Annotated in this window: 16 protein-coding genes and 6 tRNA genes; 13 read left to right on the top strand and 9 right to left on the bottom strand. The window is 70.1% G+C overall.

Features of this window, described 5'->3' with window-relative positions; translation table 11 throughout:
- Nucleotides 1-87: 87 nt before the first annotated feature.
- On the bottom strand, nt 88-1,413 hold the full coding sequence (locus OG390_RS09730) for a serine/threonine-protein kinase (RefSeq protein ID WP_406177579.1): 1,326 nt from the start codon (nt 1,411-1,413) through the stop codon (nt 88-90).
- Between the two features lie 196 nt (nt 1,414-1,609).
- Between OG390_RS09730 and OG390_RS09725 the strand changes: the two genes are divergently transcribed.
- The 4 genes from OG390_RS09725 to OG390_RS09710 all read left to right on the top strand — a co-directional run bounded on the left by OG390_RS09725 (nt 1,610) and on the right by OG390_RS09710 (nt 4,603).
- Nucleotides 1,610-1,885: a hypothetical protein gene (locus OG390_RS09725; protein WP_060902353.1), complete on the top strand. Its 276-nt coding sequence runs from the start codon at nt 1,610-1,612 to the stop codon at nt 1,883-1,885.
- Between the two features lie 199 nt (nt 1,886-2,084).
- Nucleotides 2,085-2,294 carry a hypothetical protein gene (locus tag OG390_RS09720; RefSeq protein WP_406166691.1) on the top strand — a complete coding sequence of 70 codons (210 nt, stop codon included), beginning with the start codon at nt 2,085-2,087 and terminating at the stop codon, nt 2,292-2,294.
- Between the two features lie 993 nt (nt 2,295-3,287).
- On the top strand, nt 3,288-4,229 hold the full coding sequence (locus OG390_RS09715) for an aminoglycoside phosphotransferase family protein (RefSeq protein ID WP_406166689.1): 942 nt from the start codon (nt 3,288-3,290) through the stop codon (nt 4,227-4,229).
- Between the two features lie 74 nt (nt 4,230-4,303).
- Nucleotides 4,304-4,603 (top strand): zf-TFIIB domain-containing protein, encoded by a 300-nt coding sequence (locus OG390_RS09710; RefSeq protein ID WP_399076410.1) that lies wholly within the window; start codon nt 4,304-4,306, stop codon nt 4,601-4,603.
- Between the two features lie 161 nt (nt 4,604-4,764).
- Here OG390_RS09710 and OG390_RS09705 read toward each other — a convergent pair.
- The 5 genes from OG390_RS09705 to OG390_RS09685 form a co-directional block, all read right to left on the bottom strand.
- A tRNA-Val gene (locus tag OG390_RS09705) sits at nt 4,765-4,839 on the bottom strand.
- 40 nt (nt 4,840-4,879) lie between these two features.
- A tRNA-Val gene (locus tag OG390_RS09700) sits at nt 4,880-4,951 on the bottom strand.
- Nucleotides 4,952-4,987: 36 nt separating this feature from the next.
- Nucleotides 4,988-5,059: transfer RNA gene (locus OG390_RS09695), tRNA-Val, on the bottom strand.
- Between the two features lies 1 nt (nt 5,060).
- Nucleotides 5,061-5,134, bottom strand: a tRNA-Cys gene (locus tag OG390_RS09690).
- A 39-nt stretch (nt 5,135-5,173) separates the two neighbouring features.
- Nucleotides 5,174-5,246: transfer RNA gene (locus tag OG390_RS09685), tRNA-Gly, on the bottom strand.
- 156 nt (nt 5,247-5,402) lie between these two features.
- On the opposite strand from OG390_RS09685, the gene OG390_RS09680 reads away from it, so the two are divergent.
- From OG390_RS09680 to OG390_RS09670, 3 genes are all read left to right on the top strand, one after another.
- Nucleotides 5,403-6,446, top strand: coding sequence for a chorismate-binding protein (locus OG390_RS09680; protein WP_406166687.1), 1,044 nt, complete (start codon nt 5,403-5,405; stop codon nt 6,444-6,446).
- Nucleotides 6,443-7,264, top strand: a complete 822-nt coding sequence (locus OG390_RS09675; RefSeq protein WP_406166686.1) for an aminotransferase class IV — start codon at nt 6,443-6,445, stop codon at nt 7,262-7,264. The genes OG390_RS09680 and OG390_RS09675 overlap by 4 nt, the downstream gene beginning before the upstream one ends.
- Nucleotides 7,265-7,361: 97 nt before the next feature.
- A complete protein-coding gene (locus tag OG390_RS09670; RefSeq protein WP_406166684.1) occupies nt 7,362-8,186 on the top strand; it encodes a GNAT family N-acetyltransferase in 825 nt (274 codons plus the stop codon).
- A gap of 16 nt (nt 8,187-8,202) precedes the next feature.
- Here OG390_RS09670 and OG390_RS09665 read toward each other — a convergent pair whose 3' ends face one another.
- Nucleotides 8,203-8,724, bottom strand: a complete 522-nt coding sequence (locus tag OG390_RS09665) for a DsbA family protein (protein ID WP_406166682.1) — start codon at nt 8,722-8,724, stop codon at nt 8,203-8,205.
- Nucleotides 8,725-8,920: 196 nt separating this feature from the next.
- On the opposite strand from OG390_RS09665, the gene OG390_RS09660 reads away from it, so the two are divergent.
- On the top strand, nt 8,921-9,367 hold the full coding sequence (locus OG390_RS09660; protein WP_406166680.1) for a hypothetical protein: 447 nt from the start codon (nt 8,921-8,923) through the stop codon (nt 9,365-9,367).
- A 165-nt stretch (nt 9,368-9,532) separates the two neighbouring features.
- The gene (locus tag OG390_RS09655) at nt 9,533-9,685 is read left to right on the top strand and encodes a hypothetical protein (protein ID WP_010988207.1); all 153 of its coding nucleotides are present in this window, start codon (nt 9,533-9,535) and stop codon (nt 9,683-9,685) included.
- 86 nt (nt 9,686-9,771) lie between these two features.
- Here OG390_RS09655 and OG390_RS09650 read toward each other — a convergent pair whose 3' ends face one another.
- A complete protein-coding gene (locus tag OG390_RS09650; protein WP_406166678.1) occupies nt 9,772-10,329 on the bottom strand; it encodes a CGNR zinc finger domain-containing protein in 558 nt (185 codons plus the stop codon).
- 260 nt (nt 10,330-10,589) lie between these two features.
- Complete coding sequence (locus OG390_RS09645) at nt 10,590-11,003, bottom strand: SsgA family sporulation/cell division regulator (protein WP_003959770.1); 414 nt, start codon at nt 11,001-11,003, stop codon at nt 10,590-10,592.
- A 191-nt stretch (nt 11,004-11,194) separates the two neighbouring features.
- Between OG390_RS09645 and OG390_RS09640 the strand changes: the two genes are divergently transcribed.
- The 4 genes from OG390_RS09640 (at nt 11,195) to OG390_RS09625 (ending at nt 15,360) form a co-directional block, all read left to right on the top strand.
- Entirely contained in the window at nt 11,195-11,629 is a 435-nt protein-coding gene (locus tag OG390_RS09640) for a TIGR02611 family protein (protein WP_406166677.1), read from the top strand.
- A gap of 82 nt (nt 11,630-11,711) precedes the next feature.
- Nucleotides 11,712-11,783, top strand: a tRNA-Val gene (locus OG390_RS09635).
- A gap of 1,319 nt (nt 11,784-13,102) precedes the next feature.
- Nucleotides 13,103-14,392 carry an ABC transporter substrate-binding protein gene (locus OG390_RS09630; RefSeq protein ID WP_406166675.1) on the top strand — a complete coding sequence of 430 codons (1,290 nt, stop codon included), beginning with the start codon at nt 13,103-13,105 and terminating at the stop codon, nt 14,390-14,392.
- Nucleotides 14,393-14,403: 11 nt separating this feature from the next.
- Entirely contained in the window at nt 14,404-15,360 is a 957-nt protein-coding gene (locus OG390_RS09625; RefSeq protein ID WP_406166673.1) for a carbohydrate ABC transporter permease, read from the top strand.
- The last annotated feature ends 13 nt before the right edge of the window (nt 15,361-15,373 follow it).

Below are 15,373 nucleotides of genomic sequence, written 5' to 3'. Positions count from 1 at the left end.
AAGGACATCCAGTACGAGGGCGATACGGCAGCACGCCGATGCACCGCACCGGACGACGCGGAAACGCACCCCACTTCCCCGGGCCGCTCAGCCGTCCTTGCGGATCTCACTCCGGTACTGCTGGGACATCAGGCCCCTGGTGGGCAGAGGTGCGTACGACTGCTCCTGTCGTACGCCCTTGTGGGTGGTGCCGCCGTCGTCGAGCCCCCGCGCCGGTCCCTGGCACCCCTGGGCCGCCGCGATGCCGAGCGCGACGAGCAGCGTCACCACGACGAACACGAAGAGCCGCTGGCGCAGCAGTCGCGGGTTGGCGGGCCGCCGACCGGTGCCGGTCGTTCGGGGCGCCGGTCGCCCGGCACCGCTGCGGGGCGCCGGCCTGCTGCCGGAGCGGCCTGTGTTCCGTGCGGGCGTGGGGCGCGCACCCGACTGAGCCGACCTCGTGCCGCCGTTCGTCCCGCCCGTGCGCGGTGGGGGAGTGCCCTGCGGACGCCGCTGGGTGCGCTGCTCGGCGTACTGCTCGGCCAGTCGGCCCGTCGGCCGGTCGGGATCCGTGCGCGGCGCGGGCGGCCGTACATCCGCCATGCCCTGCGCCTCGCGGGCCGCGATCTCCTTGAGCCGCAGGGACAGTTGGAGGGTGGTGGGCCGTTCCTCGGGGTCCTTCGCCAGACACGCCCGGACGAGTGGAGCCAGGGCGTCCGGCACACCGTGCAGTTGGGGTTCCTCGTGCACCACCCTGTAGAGCATCACTTCGGAACTGCCTTGCCCGAAGGGCGAGTCCTGGGTCGCCGCGTATGCGAGCGTGGCGCCGAGCGCGAAGACGTCCGTGGCCGGGGTGACGGCGGCCCCGCGCACCTGCTCGGGAGCGAGGAATCCGGGGGAGCCGACGGCCGTACCGACATGCGTGAGCGTCGAGGCGCCCGTCGCCCAGGCGATGCCGAAGTCGATGATCCGCGGCCCCTTCGGGGACAACAGGATGTTGGACGGCTTGAGATCACGGTGGACGACACCGGCCTCGTGCACGGCGACGAGCCCCTCGGAGAGGGCGGCACCGACCGCGGCGACATCGGCGGCCGACAGCGGGCCTTCCTCGGCGACCTTGTCGTGCAGGGAGGGCCCGGGTACGTACTGCGTGGCGAACCACGGCCGGTCCGCCTCGAGATCGGCGGCGACGAGCCGCGCCGTGCATCCGCCCCTGATGCGGCGGGCCGCCGAGACCTCGCGTGCGAACCGCGACCGGAACTCCTGATCCTCCGCAAGATCCGGTCGGATCACCTTCAGCGCGACCCGCTGGCCACGCCGGTCGGAGCCCAGGTAGACCACGCCCATGCCGCCCGCGCCGAGCCGTCTGTGAAGCCTGAACGAGCCGACGACACGCGGGTCCTCGCGCCTCAGGCGCATCATCGCCATGTCCATCCCCGCTGCCCGGTCCGTTTGACGAGCCACAGCTTACGTTTCCGCGGCCGAGCGCGCGCAGAGGCCGCGCCCTCTCGGCCCGATCGATTGTCAGTGCCGGGTGGGAAACTTGAAAGGTGGTCAGGGAGCGTGTGAACAGGACGGCTTTGGGCTGCCTGTGATCCCAACCATCCGTCGCAGAAGGGGGATTGGGCCCGTGAAGGGTGACCGTGTCGAGATAGTCGTGGACGCCGGGGACACGACGCGCACGTACGAGGTGGTGGCGAGCAGGGCGGGCCGCCGAGTGGAGACGGCGGTACGCCGAGGTGTCGTGGAAGTGAGCGAAGTCACGCGAAGCGGATCAGTGGTGCGCACCGCCCGCTTCATGGCGACCCGGGTGCTGGCGCTGGTCGAGCAGCCGGTACCCAGGGAGGACAGCTCGGAACAGTCGGGGCACACCGGGCGCCCCCTCCGGGAAGACCCTGAGACCTAGGTCCTCATCTCCACCCAGGGGAGTACTCCGCAGGTCATCGCTCATCCTCCGGGAGGCCCGCCAATCGGTACGAGGGCATGACGACCCACCGCCGCCGCGGGCCTAGATTTGAGGTCAAGCGGCGGGTGCAGCACTCGTCCCCCGAGGTCAGACACCCGCCGCTGCCAACCACAACAGAAGCTCGGTCAGGAGAGGGACCATGGCCCACACGGCACCGCGGACAGCTCTCCGCACGCAGGGACGCAAGGCGTACGGCTTCGCGTTCGGCACCCGCCGCCAGGGCCGGCGCCACCCCTTGGTGGCGACAGCGATGGTCCTTCCCCTGGCGGCCCTGCTCGTAGTCGTCTTCGGCGGCTGGGACGCGGTGGTCACACAAGCGTCGTCCGTGGGCGTGATGCTGGGGCGCTGAGCGGCGCCCCAGGCCCGGAAGAGCGGTCCGGGCGGGGACATCCGGCCATGAAACCCCGTGGGGACGGGGGTGCGGCGGACGGCACAAAGAATGCCCGCGCAGCTGGGGAGCTGCGCGGGCATTTTTTACTCAGGCCCAGCGAGGCACTGCCCGCAGACCCGTCCCAGCTGCGGGCAGCGGCGCGGCGGTCCTCCCGTCCCACCTGCGGGCAGTCGCGCGGCCGGGCGGTCCTCCCGTGCCGGCTGTCGGCAGTCGCGCGGCGGCCCCCTCCAGCTGCGGGCAGTCGCGCGGCCGGGGTGGTCCTCCCGTCCCACCTGCGGGCGGTCGCGCGGCTGGGCGGTGCCCCTCCCCTCCCAGCTGCGGGCAGTCGCGCGGCCGGGCGGTCCTCCCGTGCCGGCTGTCGGCAGTCGCGCGGCGGCCCCCTCCAGCTGCGGGCAGTCGCGCGGCCGGGCGGCGGACCTCCCCTCCCAACTGAGGGCATGCGTGCCGCCAGAGGCGGCACGGGTGGGCGCAGCGGCACCTGGCAGGCGCCGGGCAGCGCACCGCCTTCGAGTTCAGCGCTTGTGCCGGGTGCTTCTCACGGGCGCTGGGGTCCTTCGCCTATGTCGGCACCTGGCAGGCGCCGGGCAGCGCACCGCCTTCGAGTTCAGCGCTTGTGCCGGGTGCTTCTCACGGGCGCTGGGGTCCTTCGCCTATGTCGGCACCTGGCAGGCGCCGGGCAGCGCACCGCCTTCGAGTTCAGCGCTTGTGCCGGGTGCTTCTCACGGGCGCTGGGGTCCTTCGCCTATGTCGGCACCTGGCAGGCGCCGGGCAGCGCACCGCCTTCGAGTTCAGCGCTTGTGCCGGGTGCCTCTCACGGGCGCTGGGTACCGTCCACCACGCCAGTCCCCCCACCCGCGCCGGGTACCGTCCACCACGCCAGTGCCCCCCGCCGGGTACCCCACCCCCACCTGCGTACGCTCACCCCGGACGCCGTACACCCCAGGGGGACCCGTGACCGCAGACACCCTGCTGCCCGCACTCACCGCCAAGGTGCGCGGCGCGGTCCACCCCGTGCCGGGCCCCTGCCCCTGCGGGACCAAGGACACGGTCCTCGCCGACCGCGACGACGGCACCGTCGTCCGCCACGGCGACACCGTCGCCAAAGCGCACGCCCCCGACGCGGCCCCCGCGGAACTCGCCGCCCGCCTGTCCGTCGCCGCCGAACTCCCCGGCGTCCTCCTGTCCCCGCTGACCCGCACACCCGTCGCCCTCCACGGCCGCCTGGTGACCCTCTGGCCGTACGGCAGCCCGGTCGATCCCGAGAACCCCGAAGCGGCCCCCTGGGAGGCCGCCGCCAGCCTGCTGGCCCGCCTCCACCGGACCCCCGCGCCGCACGGCCTGCCGCCCATGCGCGGCCCCGCCAAGGCGGCCCGAGCGATCGCCCGGCTCCGGACGGCGGGCCCGCACCCGGCCGCCGCCCCGGTCCTGCGCGCCTGGGCCGGCCTTCCGCCCTGGGCCCGCGCCGAGGCCCCGATGCCGGACGCCACGACCCTGTGCCACGGCGACCTGCACCTCGGCCAGCTCGTCCGCCTCCCCGAGCCGAACGGCCGCTGGCTCCTCATCGACGTCGACGACCTGGGCGTGGGCGCCCCGGCCTGGGACCTGGCCCGCCCCGCCGCCTGGTACGCCTGCGGCCTGCTCCCGCCCGACGCATGGCTGCGCTTCCTGACCGCCTACCAGCGCGCCGGTGGCCCGGCCGTCCCCGCCGCCGGCGACCCCTGGCCCGCTCTGGACGTCGCGGCCCGCGCCCTCACCGTGCAGACGGCGGCCCTGGCGATCGCCAAATCCGTCGCTGCCGGGCATCCGTTGGACGAGATGCAGCAGGCCGTGATCGATGCCTGTGACCGAATGGGCACCGTCCCGCCCGAGTTGGCGCACGGTTTCGCGACGTAAGGTGCAACCGACCGAAGCCGGGCGGAGTCTGTCCTGGCGGAAGCAGTACCGACCGGCGAGGAGTTGAGCCGAGCATGCAGTGTCCGAAGTGCCATGCGCCGATGCACACGTACAACCGCAATGGCGTCCAGATCGAGCAGTGCAGCGGCTGCCGCGGGATATTTCTCGACTACGGCGAGCTGGAGGCGCTGACCCGCCTGGAGTCCCAGTGGCAGCAGCCCGCGCCGCCGCCCCCGGCCGCCCCGCAGGCGTACCCCTCCGCCCCCGCGCCCGCCTGGGGCGCCCCGCAGCACGGCGGCCACGGAGGCCACGGCGGTCACTACGGCGGCCACCACCGCCACAAGAGCTTCGGCCACATGCTCTTCTCGTCCTGACGGACTGAACGGACTGAACGACCGAACAGGCTGAACGACCGAACAGGCTGAACGACCGAAGGGGCCTTCTTCCTCGGCGGAGGGGCCCTTTCGTCGTACACAGGTCGCAGCCATGGACACGACGAAGCCCCCGACCGTACGAGACGGCCGGGGGCTTCGGCTGGTGCGCGATACTGGGATTGAACCAGTGACCTCTTCCGTGTCAGGGAAGCGCTCTCCCGCTGAGCTAATCGCGCAGGTCACGCGGCCTGAGCCACGCGTACTGCCGGTACTGCGTGCGCGATACTGGGATTGAACCAGTGACCTCTTCCGTGTCAGGGAAGCGCTCTCCCGCTGAGCTAATCGCGCGGGTCCGGATCTTGCCGTACGTGCTGGAAGATCCAGTGGACGATACTGGGATTGAACCAGTGACCTCTTCCGTGTCAGGGAAGCGCTCTCCCGCTGAGCTAATCGTCCTTGGAGGTGGAGACGGGATTTGAACCCGTGTAGACGGCTTTGCAGGCCGTTGCCTCGCCTCTCGGCCACTCCACCAGGAGCGTAGGGGTTCGGGAAGATCCCCCACTTCCTGCGAGCGGACGACCAGGTTCGAACTGGCGACCTCAACCTTGGCAAGGTTGCGCTCTACCAACTGAGCTACGTCCGCTTGTCGTTTCCGTTCGGCTTGCGCGTCCCGGCGACGTGTTGAACTCTAGCGGATTCCGGGGCCAGCACAAAAACGCGTTTGTGCAGCGTGCTGCGGTCTGTCCGCCCAAGGACATGGTCGGGGCACCCGCAGGTCACCCGCCATAGACTCGACTGCGTGCTCGACCTCCCTCCTCTCGCCCGCTTCGGTGGCCTCGTCGCCACCGGTCTCCTCGACGTCACCAGCGACCCCGCGGCCCTGGACTCGACCGGTTTCTGGGCCGTCTCGGCCGACTTCGAGGGGCGTCTCATCTGCGCCCGCTTCCGGGACGTACGAGAGGAGCCCGTGCCCGAGCCCGTGCCCGGGCAGTGGCGGGGACCGGCGCCCGATGACTGGAGGTCGTCCCTGGAGCGCGCCGCGTACACCGAGGGCGTACGCCGGATCCGCGAGCACATCGCGGCCGGCGAGGTCTATCAGGCGAACCTCTGCCGGGTACTCTCCGCGCCGATCGCGCCCGACGCGGACGTGGACGCGCTGACCGCGCTGCTGGCCCGAGGCAACCCGGCGCCTTACGCAGGAACGATCCGGCTGCCCGCGCACGGTGTGGAGACAGCCACGGCCTCCCCGGAACTCTTCCTGCGCCGCGACGGCCGGATTGTCGAGTCCGGCCCGATCAAGGGCACCGGACGCACCGAGGCGGACCTTCTGCAGAAGGACTACGCCGAGAACGTGATGATCGTGGACCTCGTCCGCAACGACATCGGCCGGGTCTGCGCCGCCGGCACCGTCACCGTCCCCGACCTGTGCGTCGTCGAGAAGCATCCGGGCCTGGTCCATCTCGTCTCCACGGTCCACGGCGAGCTGCGCGAGGGCGTCGGCTGGCCGGAGCTGCTCGTCGCGGCCTTCCCGCCCGGCTCCGTCACCGGCGCCCCCAAGTCCAGCGCACTGCGGATCATCGAGGCCCTGGAGACCGCGCCCCGCGGCCCGTACTGCGGGGGCATCGGCTGGGTCGACGCCGACCGAGGCACCGGACAGCTGGCCGTCGGCATCCGCACCTTCTGGATCGACCGGGAGGAAGGGGTGCTGCGGTTCGGGACGGGCGCCGGTATCACCTGGGGTTCGGACCCCGAGGGCGAGTGGCGGGAGACCGAGCTGAAGGCCGCGCGACTGCTCGCGGTAGCGTCGGGAGCGTACGAGGCGAGTGGAGGGACCCTTACGTGAAGATCTGGCTCGACGGTGGGTTGCAGGACATCGAGACCGCCCGCGTCTCCGTCTTCGACCACGGACTGACCGTGGGCGACGGCATCTTCGAGACCGTGAAGGCGGTCGGTGGGCGGCCGTTCGCGCTGACCCGCCACCTCGACCGGCTGGCCCGCTCGGCCCGCGGCCTCGGCCTGCCCGAGCCCGACCTCGACGAGGTGCGCCGCGCCTGTGCGGCGGTCATGGATGCCAACCCGATGCCGCTCGGCCGGCTGCGGATCACGTACACCGGCGGTCACGGGCCACTCGGCTCCGACCGCGGCGAGCACGGCCCGACCTTGGTCGTCGCCCTCGGCGAGTGCTCGCGGCGCCCCGACTCCACCGCCGTCGTCACGGTCCCCTGGACCCGCAACGAACGCGGCGCGCTGACCGGCCTCAAGACCACCTCGTACGCCGAGAACGTCGTCGCCCTGGCCCGTGCGCGCGAACACGGCGCGTCCGAGGCGCTGTTCGCCAACACGATCGGTCAGCTCTGCGAGGGCACGGGGTCCAATGTCTTCGTCGTCCTCGGCGGCGAGATCCACACGCCACCGGTCGGCTCCGGCTGCCTCGCCGGCATCACCCGCGCGCTGACCGTCGAGTGGACCGGAGCCAAGGAGACCGACCTGCCGTTGGATGTCCTGGAGCGCGCCGACGAGGTCTTCCTGACCTCCACACTGCGTGACGTGCAGGCCGTGCACCGGGTCGACACTCGTGAACTCGCGGGCGCGCCGGGCCCGGTGACCGCCAAGGCGATGCGGATCTTCGACGAGCGGGCCGGGGACGGCCTCGATCCCTGATCGCTCGCTCGATCTCGCGATTTCCCGATCGCTCGATCGCTCGGCCGCTGAGGAAATTCGGCTGACCTCGGACCCCGCAGCGGGTACAACAGCCGTGATGACCACCACCCTGCGGCCGACCGAGCCGCTTCAGTACGCCGGCGACGGGACGCGTTCGCGCCGTTACCAAGTGTGTGTGAACAGCCGTCCCGTCGGTTCCGTACGCCTGGGGACCGACCCCAACTTCGGGGCATCCGTCGCCCTGATCCACGAGCTCCGTATCGATGAGCAGGACCGTGGGCGTGGGCGGGGCACCGTGGCGGCGCTGGCTGCCGAGGAGGTGGCACGCGGCTGGGGGTGCAAGCAGATCGAGCTGGCGGTCCCCGGCGACGCCGAGGCAGGGCTGAGGCTCGCCGAGGCACTCGGGTACGTCACCCGTAACCGCCGCATGGAGAAACTGCTCGGCGACACCCCGCCCGAGATGCCCGCCGGGAGCCTCGGCCGCCCGATGACACAGGCCGAGTACGAAGTCTGGGACCGGCACGGCCGGGAGGGCTTCGCGCAGGACTGGATCGGGCGTGGCCTGCCGGAGAGGGAGGCCTACGCCAAGTCGAACCGGGACCACGACCAGTTGATGCCGCAGGGTCTCGACACGCAGAACATGTGGTTCACCGTCCTGGAACACGAAGGCACCCCGGTCGGCGACCTCTGGCTGGGGGAGCGCGGCGGCCGCGCCTTCGTCTACAACGTCCAGGTCGACGCGGCGCATCGAGGCCGCGGCCACGGCCGTACGCTCATGCTGCTCGCCGAGGTGCAGGCGGTCGCCGCCGGGGTGAACCGCATAAGTCTCAACGTCTTCTCGGGCAACGCCCCGGCCGAGCGGCTCTACGAGTCACTCGGCTACGAGACGACGGAGCGCTCTTTGTACAAGGGCCTGTTGTAAGCAGTCTCCTTGGGCGTCACGCCTCCCGCTCGGCCAGCAGGCGGTCGGCGATCTCTTCGATGCGCTCGCGCAGCCCCTCCTGGCTCTTGCCGCCGTCGAGGCGTTCGCCACCGATGACGTACGTCGGGGTGCCGGTCACGCCGATGGCCTTGCCCTCGGCCTGGTCGGCGTCCACGATCAGGATGTGCCGGCCGTCGATCAGGGCCGTGTCGAACTCCTCGGCGTCCAGGCCGAGTTCACGGGCGACCTCGACCAGGAAGGGTTCTCCCTCACGGTCCAGCTCCGCCGCCCGGCCGAGCACCGCCTCCACGTACGGCCAGGCCTGGCCCTGCTCCGCGGCTTCTTCGGCGGCCTGCGCCGCGGCGAAGGCGTGCTGGTGCTTCTCCATGGGGAAGTGCCGCAGCCGCAGCTCCAGGCGGTCGCCGTAGCGGGCGCGCAGCGCGCGCAGGTCGGCGAGGGCGCTGCCGCAGTCGGGGCACTGGAGTTCGCACCAGACGTCGAGGACGGCGGCCGGGCGGGCGGGTGAGGAGTCGTTCATGGAGACCAGTCTCCCAGCCCCGGCGGGTGGGTCCCAACCAGGACCTTGGGGGGCGTCCCGACCGGGACCTGGGGAGGACGCCGACCCGGAGATGTCCCTGAGGTCCGCCCGGAGCATGGCATACCGGGCACCGGGCGGTGCAGGATGGAAGGGACGAACCGACCCTGCCCGATCGAGCCCTGCCCTGGAGGACCGGATGATTGCCGAGACTGTCTGTTCCGCCGTCTCCGCGGCCGGCCTGGGCATCGCCGCGGTCACGGCGTACCGCAAGCGCTTCCTGGCGGCCGCCCGCATCGCCGCCTACTCGCTCGTGCCGGTGGGCCTGGTGATGACCGGGGTCGTCGGCTGGCTGGCCGACACCGCGTTCAGTCCGACCGCGTGGGCCGGTTTCGTGGTCCTCGGTGGCGCTTGGCTGATGTTCATGACCACGCGGGCCATAGAGCGGCGCGGCGGCGGGACGCGGAAGGAACGCAAGGCGGCGAAGGCCGCCGCCCAGCGCGAGGCGGTGTCCCCGGCGGCCTCGGCGCCCTCGCTGGGGCAGGGGTCACGCCCGGCCGCCCGCCCCGCCGCGACGCCCCGTGCCACCGGCTCCGGGGACGACTTCAGCGACATCGAGGCCATTTTGAAGAAGCACGGCATATGACCCGCACATGACCAGCTGAAACGACACAAAGCTTCATCGGGGCCTCGTGGAGCGCGCGAAAGCGTTCACGTTCGAGCGCTTCTCTCGCAAGATCCGGCGAACTCCCGTATTTTCCGGGCGTGTTGATCGCGCGAGGGGTGTCGGCTGCGTCATCATCGCCGCGAGATGCTGGACACAACACAGAGCGACACCGCCGCCCCGCCCGAGGAGCGGCGTGGTTGTCTCTTCGCGCTCTCCCAGCCACCGCTGATGATCTTCCTTGCGGTGATCGGCTGTCTGCTGCTCATGGCTTCGCTGCACGACCTGCTGCTGCTCTGAGCCGTACACGGAGCCCCTGGCGTCACCCGCCGAGGGCTCCGTCAGCCCGCCACCTCCTCGTGTCGAGGGTTGCGGGGATACGTCCGTCAGCCCGCCGCTTCCTTCCGGCGTGCCCGGTACGCGGCGACGTGGAGGCGGTTCCCGCAGGTGCGGCTGTCGCAGTAGCGGCGGGAGCGATTGCGGGAGAGGTCGACGAAGGCGTGCCGGCAGTCCGGGGCCTCGCAGCGGCGCAGCCGCTCCTGCTCCCCGGCGACCACGAAGAACGCCAGCGCCATCCCGCAGTCGGCCGCGAGATGGTCGGCGACGGAGGCGCCCGGCGCGAAGTAGTGCACATGCCAGTCGTAGCCGTCGTGGTCGGTGAGCCGGGGGGTGGTGCCCGCGGCGGCGACCAGCTCGTTGATCAGCGCGGCGGCGGTCCGCGGGTCGGCGGCGGCGAAGATCCCGGCGAACCGGTCGCGAACCCTGCGCACGGCCGCGAGATCATGCTCGGACAGCACGCCGACATCGCTGATTTCGTGCTTTCGTACGAAATCAGCGAGGGACGCGACATCCGCGAGTCCGTCCGCCGTCCCGTCCTCCGGTGCGGTGTTCACCAGATCCACCACGGCGTCGAGGGCGCACCGGGTGTCGTGGGTGATCAGCACGTTTCGCTCCCTGGCCTGGGGGTCGGGCGGGCACCCGCCCCGATGCTGGCCGATGGTAGTGGCTTCGCGGCGTGGAGAGCGGTCGCGGGGGAGCGGCGAAGCGGCAACGGCGGGGCGGGCATGCACGCCGACGCCGCCTCCGCGGTGGTCCGCGGCGACGGCGCCGGTGTTTGTGCCCTATGCGGTTGTGCCCTATGCGGTTGTCTAGGCCCGAGCCGTCTCCCCGAGTGGACGGCGCCGGGCGGCTCTGTGGTGCCTCGCTAGCTCTCGGCCAGGATGTGTGAGAGCTCCGTGTCGAGATCGAAGTGCCGGTGTTCCGTGCCGGGGGGCACGGCGGCGTCTGTTCGCTTGAGAAACGACTCCAGGGCCCGCGCCGGGGCCTCGAGCAGAGCCTCGCCCTCCGGGGAGCTCAGGGCGATGCATACGACGCCCTGGCCATGGCTACGGGACGGCCAGACTCGGACGTCACCGGTACCGGTGGGCCGGTGCAGGCCCTCGGCGAGGAGGTCGCGGGCGAACACCCACTCGACGGTTTCCTCGGCTCCGGTGTGGAAGGTGGCGTGCACGGCGTAGGGATCGGCCGTGTCATACCGCAGTCCTGCGGGAACAGGCAGTGAGGACTCGCTCGACACAACGAGGCGCAGGTGCAGCTCGCAGCTGACCGTGGTGTTCATAAGCGCCAGGGCCTTTCGCTCAGTGTGCGCTCGGGGATTCGCACGTCGGCGAAATCGACATGCCACCTACGGTGCCGTTGTAAACCCCTCTGAGTGTTTTGCGTGCCTTTACGTAACTCATCCGGCCGAGAGACCGTTCGCCGGATAGGGCCATTCCGGTGACTGGTTTCTCTCGGGTAGGGTTTGGCCGTATGAATACGGGGAGTGACGGGCCGGGCGAGGTTGCCATGGCTGACGACGGGGCGAAGGGTGAGCGAGCGCTCGGTTCGCGAGCGCCGGCATTCGTCAAAGCGCGCCGCGCGCTGCACCTGAGCTGGCAGGTGGGCGTCTTCATCGTGGGGCTCGCGGTGGTCGTCGTGGGCGTGATCATGCTTCCGCTGCCCGGGCCGGGCTGGCTGGTGATCTTCGGTGGCATGGCGATCTGGGCGACCGAGTTCGTCTGGGCGCAGCTGGTGCTCCGCTGGACGAAGCGCAAAGTCACGGAGGCGACTCAGCGAGCGCTCGACCCAGAGGTGCGGCGTCGCAACATCACCCTCACGACCGTCGGCCTGGTGATCGTCGCGGCCCTTGTCGGCGTCTATGTCTGGAAGTTCGGCCTCGCGATGCCCTGGAACATCAAGGAGTGACGGGCCCGCCCAGGCGCCCCCTTGAGGCTCCTCGGCTGGTCGAAGCCACCCCCTGACATGGGGTAATGTTCTTCCTGCGCCCGGGCGATTAGCTCAGCGGGAGAGCGCTTCGTTCACACCGAAGAGGTCACTGGTTCGATCCCAGTATCGCCCACGTATGCGACAGGCGACCCAGGTCCACGGATTCCGTGGACCTGGGTCGCCTTCGTCGTTCCTGCGCGCGCGGCGGGGGCTTTGCCACGGGGACGCCGAGGCAGTGGGAGTGACGGGGCGCGGAGTGATGTTGCCCGTTGGGAGCAATGGAATTGACGTTGCTCGGAGGCGTCGAGGGGTGGTCGTCCGAGCCAGGGGGTGCGGGTGCCGGGACGGTCGCTGACGTGGAAACCTGACGGTGTGCGGCGCTGAAGGTGGAAGCGCGACGGCGTGCGTTGCTGAGACGTCGAAGTCCGACGATGCGTTACGGCGACCGATGCCGGAGTCGGTGGGCGCCCGGAGGGGGACCGGAGCCGGTGCCGCCGCTTGAACTCCGAGCGGATGGGCTGCTGTCCGACGCCGCAGCCGATCGCCCGCCTGACCTGCGCCGATACGCGCTTGACCGACGTGGGCCGGCAGTGCTCCGACTTCGGTTTTCGCGCCGCGTGAACGGCCCTTGTGGGTACGGGCTTTGGGCCCGACGCGGGTCATCCGGGGAGCCCGCCTCTTGCTCGGGCTGAGCCTTTCTGGTCTCTCCGGCCCTCTTCGAGTTGAAACCTTCGTGGTACCCCGGCTCCTGCCCGGACAGGGCCTTCGGGGGGTCCTGGCCTGTCCGAGTCGGTCCCTTCGTGGGCCCCGCCAGCTGCTCGGGTCGAACCCGGCAGGGTGTCCTGTCCCGGACCTGTCAGAGTTGAGCCGATCGCGGCGCCCGGACTCCGCTTCGGGGCGAGCCTTTCGCGGTGTCCGGCCTCCATTCGGGTCGAGTTCTTCGGTGCCCGGGAGTCGTCCTGGCCGCTTCCTTCGCGGCGCCCGGACTCCACGTGGCTGGAGCCCTTCGCGTGCCCGGGCCTCGTCCTGGTCGGGCTCTTTCGTGCCGCCTCGCGGCCCTGCTCGGGTCGAGCCATGCGCCGTGACTCGCCCCCTGCCCGAGCCAAGCCTGTCGCGCCCCCCGGTCCCGGCTCCGCCCAGCCTCCCATCCCTCACCCTCAGTTCCCCCACCTCCGCCCAACCCCCGCGAACCGCAGCACTTTTCGGCCCCGTCCTCACCCCACCCGACCCATCGCTTCGTGTCCGACAGGTCGACCGGATGCCCCCGACCTGCGCAGTTACCCCCGGACGCGCGAGCCGCACCCCCGCCCCCGCCCCCGCCCGGGCAAACCGCATCCCATCAATTCCTGTCCGAATCATTGACGAGTCCGAAAGCCCTCCGTACCTTGTGCCAGCAAGCGCTTACTTGAAACGATTCATGCAGGCGGCGACGACGTTGCGGGAGGCCCGACTGTGGGAAACAATGGGAGTGTTGAGAGGCGGACGGTCCTCAAGGCGGCCGGAGCTTCACTGGCCACGCTGGGGCTGGCCGCCACGACGGGCTGCGGTGGCGACAGCGGCAGTTCCGGAGACGGGACGGTGACGATCCGTTACGCCTGGTGGGGTGCCGACGAGCGGGCGAAGAGGATCAATCAGTCCATCGCGCTCTTCGAGAAGAAGTACCCGAAGATCAAGGTGAAGACGGATTTCCAGGATTACGTGGCCTTTTGGGAGAAGTTCCAGACCCAGGCCGCCGGTGGAAATCCGCCGGACGTATTCCAGAACGCTGTCGGGTTTCTTCGGAAGTACGACAAGAGGGGAGTGCTCCTCGACCTCAAGTCCCAGATAGACACGGGAAATCTGAGCCTGGAAAACTTCCGTGCCGGAGTCGAGAAGGTCGGCCAGGTCGACGGAAAGCAGCTCGGTATTCCCGTCGGATCCAACACCATGTCACTTGTCATCGACGAGAAGGTGTTCAAGAAGGCGGGCATCGCGCCCGAGCAGGGCTGGACCTGGGACGAGTACTTCGCGGCTCTCAAGAAGATCCACGACACCCAGAAGGTGCCGGGCGACACCGGCTACTTCAGCATCATGTACCTGTACGACCTCTACCTCCGGCAGAACGGCAAGGCGTTCTTCACCAAGGACGGACTCGGCTTCGACGAGGCCGATCTGACGGAGTGGTGGACGGACGGCTACAACCGCGTCAAGGCCGGGATCATCACCGACCCCAAGCGGGTCGAGCAGGACAAGCCGAAGTCCTCGCTCTCGGCGGGGCACGCCGCCTCCGAGTTCACCTGGGACAACTTCACGGTCCGCTACACCGCGGAGGGCGACAGCAGCTACGGCCTCGCGCCGATCCCGACGACCGACGGCAAGCGGACGGGGCAGTACCTCGCCTCGCTGATGCTGAGCGCCTCCGCGCGCACCAAGCACCCCAAGGAAGTCGCCCAGTTCATCAACTTCATGGTCCACGACCCCGAGGTCGGCAAGATCATGGGCTACGACCGCGGCATCCTCGCCACCACCGAGCAGTTCGACGCGTACAAGCCGACCGACGCCCCCAACAAGGCGATCGCTCAGTACGAGACGGACGTCGCCGCCGCCGGAGTCCTCGGCACCATCACCCCGCACCCGGCCGGCGCCGACACAGTCGAGTCCGCCTTCCTGCGCATCGGCGGTGACATGTCGCAGGGCACGACCAAGGTCTCCGACGCGGTGAAGCAGTTCTTCTCCGAGGCGAAGACCGCCCTCGCCGCCTGATGGGAACCGCCGTGACGCTCGTCAAGGACGCTCCGCCCGATGCCCCGGAGATACGCCCTTCGGCCCCCGCCGCCGTAAAGCGCCGGGGGCGCCGGGAGAATCTCGCCGGCTATCTCTTCATGTCCCCGTGGATCGCGGGCTTCCTGCTGCTGACAGCGGGCCCGATGGTCGCCTCCCTCTACTTCGCGTTCACCGACTACAACCTCTTCAATTCGCCGAAGTGGATCGGTTTCGACAACTTCACCAAGATGTTCGACGATCCCCGGTGGCAGAAGTCGGTCGAGGTGACGGCAAAGTACGTCGTCATCGGGACGCCGCTCAAGCTGCTGCTGGCGCTCGGGGTCGCCCTGCTGCTGGCGCAGAGCCGTCGTGGCCAGGCCTTCTACCGGGCCGCGTTCTACGCCCCGTCACTGATCGGCGCGAGCGTCTCCGTCGGCTTCGTCTGGCGCGCGCTCTTCTCCGACGACGCCATCGTGGACCGTACGCAGTCCTTCTTCGGCTTCCACACGGGCGGCTGGGTCGGAGACCCGAACTGGGTGCTCTTCAGCCTGGTCGCGCTCACCGTCTGGCAGTTCGGCGCACCCATGGTGATCTTCCTCGCCGGGCTCAAGCAGGTGCCGAAGGAGCTGTACGAGGCGGCCGAGGTGGACGGCGCGGGACCGTTCCGCAGGTTCTGGAGCATCACCCTGCCGATGATCTCGCCCGTGCTCTTCTTCAATGTGCTTCTGGAGACCATCCACTCCTTTCAGATCTTCGGCTCCGCCTACGTGGTCTCCAACGCCACCTGCGGACCGGCCGACGCCACGCTCGTCTACACCTGCTACCTGTACCAAAAGGGCTTCAAGGAGTCCCAGATGGGCTTCGCGTCCGCCATGGCCTGGATGCTGCTGCTCGCCGTCGCCCTGGTCACGGCCGTCCTTTTCTGGTCGCAGAAGCGGTGGGTGCACTACGAGGAGGACGCCCGGTGAGCACCATCCTGCG

Source organism: Streptomyces sp. NBC_00996 (assembly GCF_045162675.1).
Taxonomy (GTDB): Bacteria; Actinomycetota; Actinomycetes; order Streptomycetales; family Streptomycetaceae; genus Streptomyces.
The sequence above is the reverse complement of the archived record's forward strand: the minus strand, read 5'-3'. Positions and strand labels throughout refer to the sequence as shown.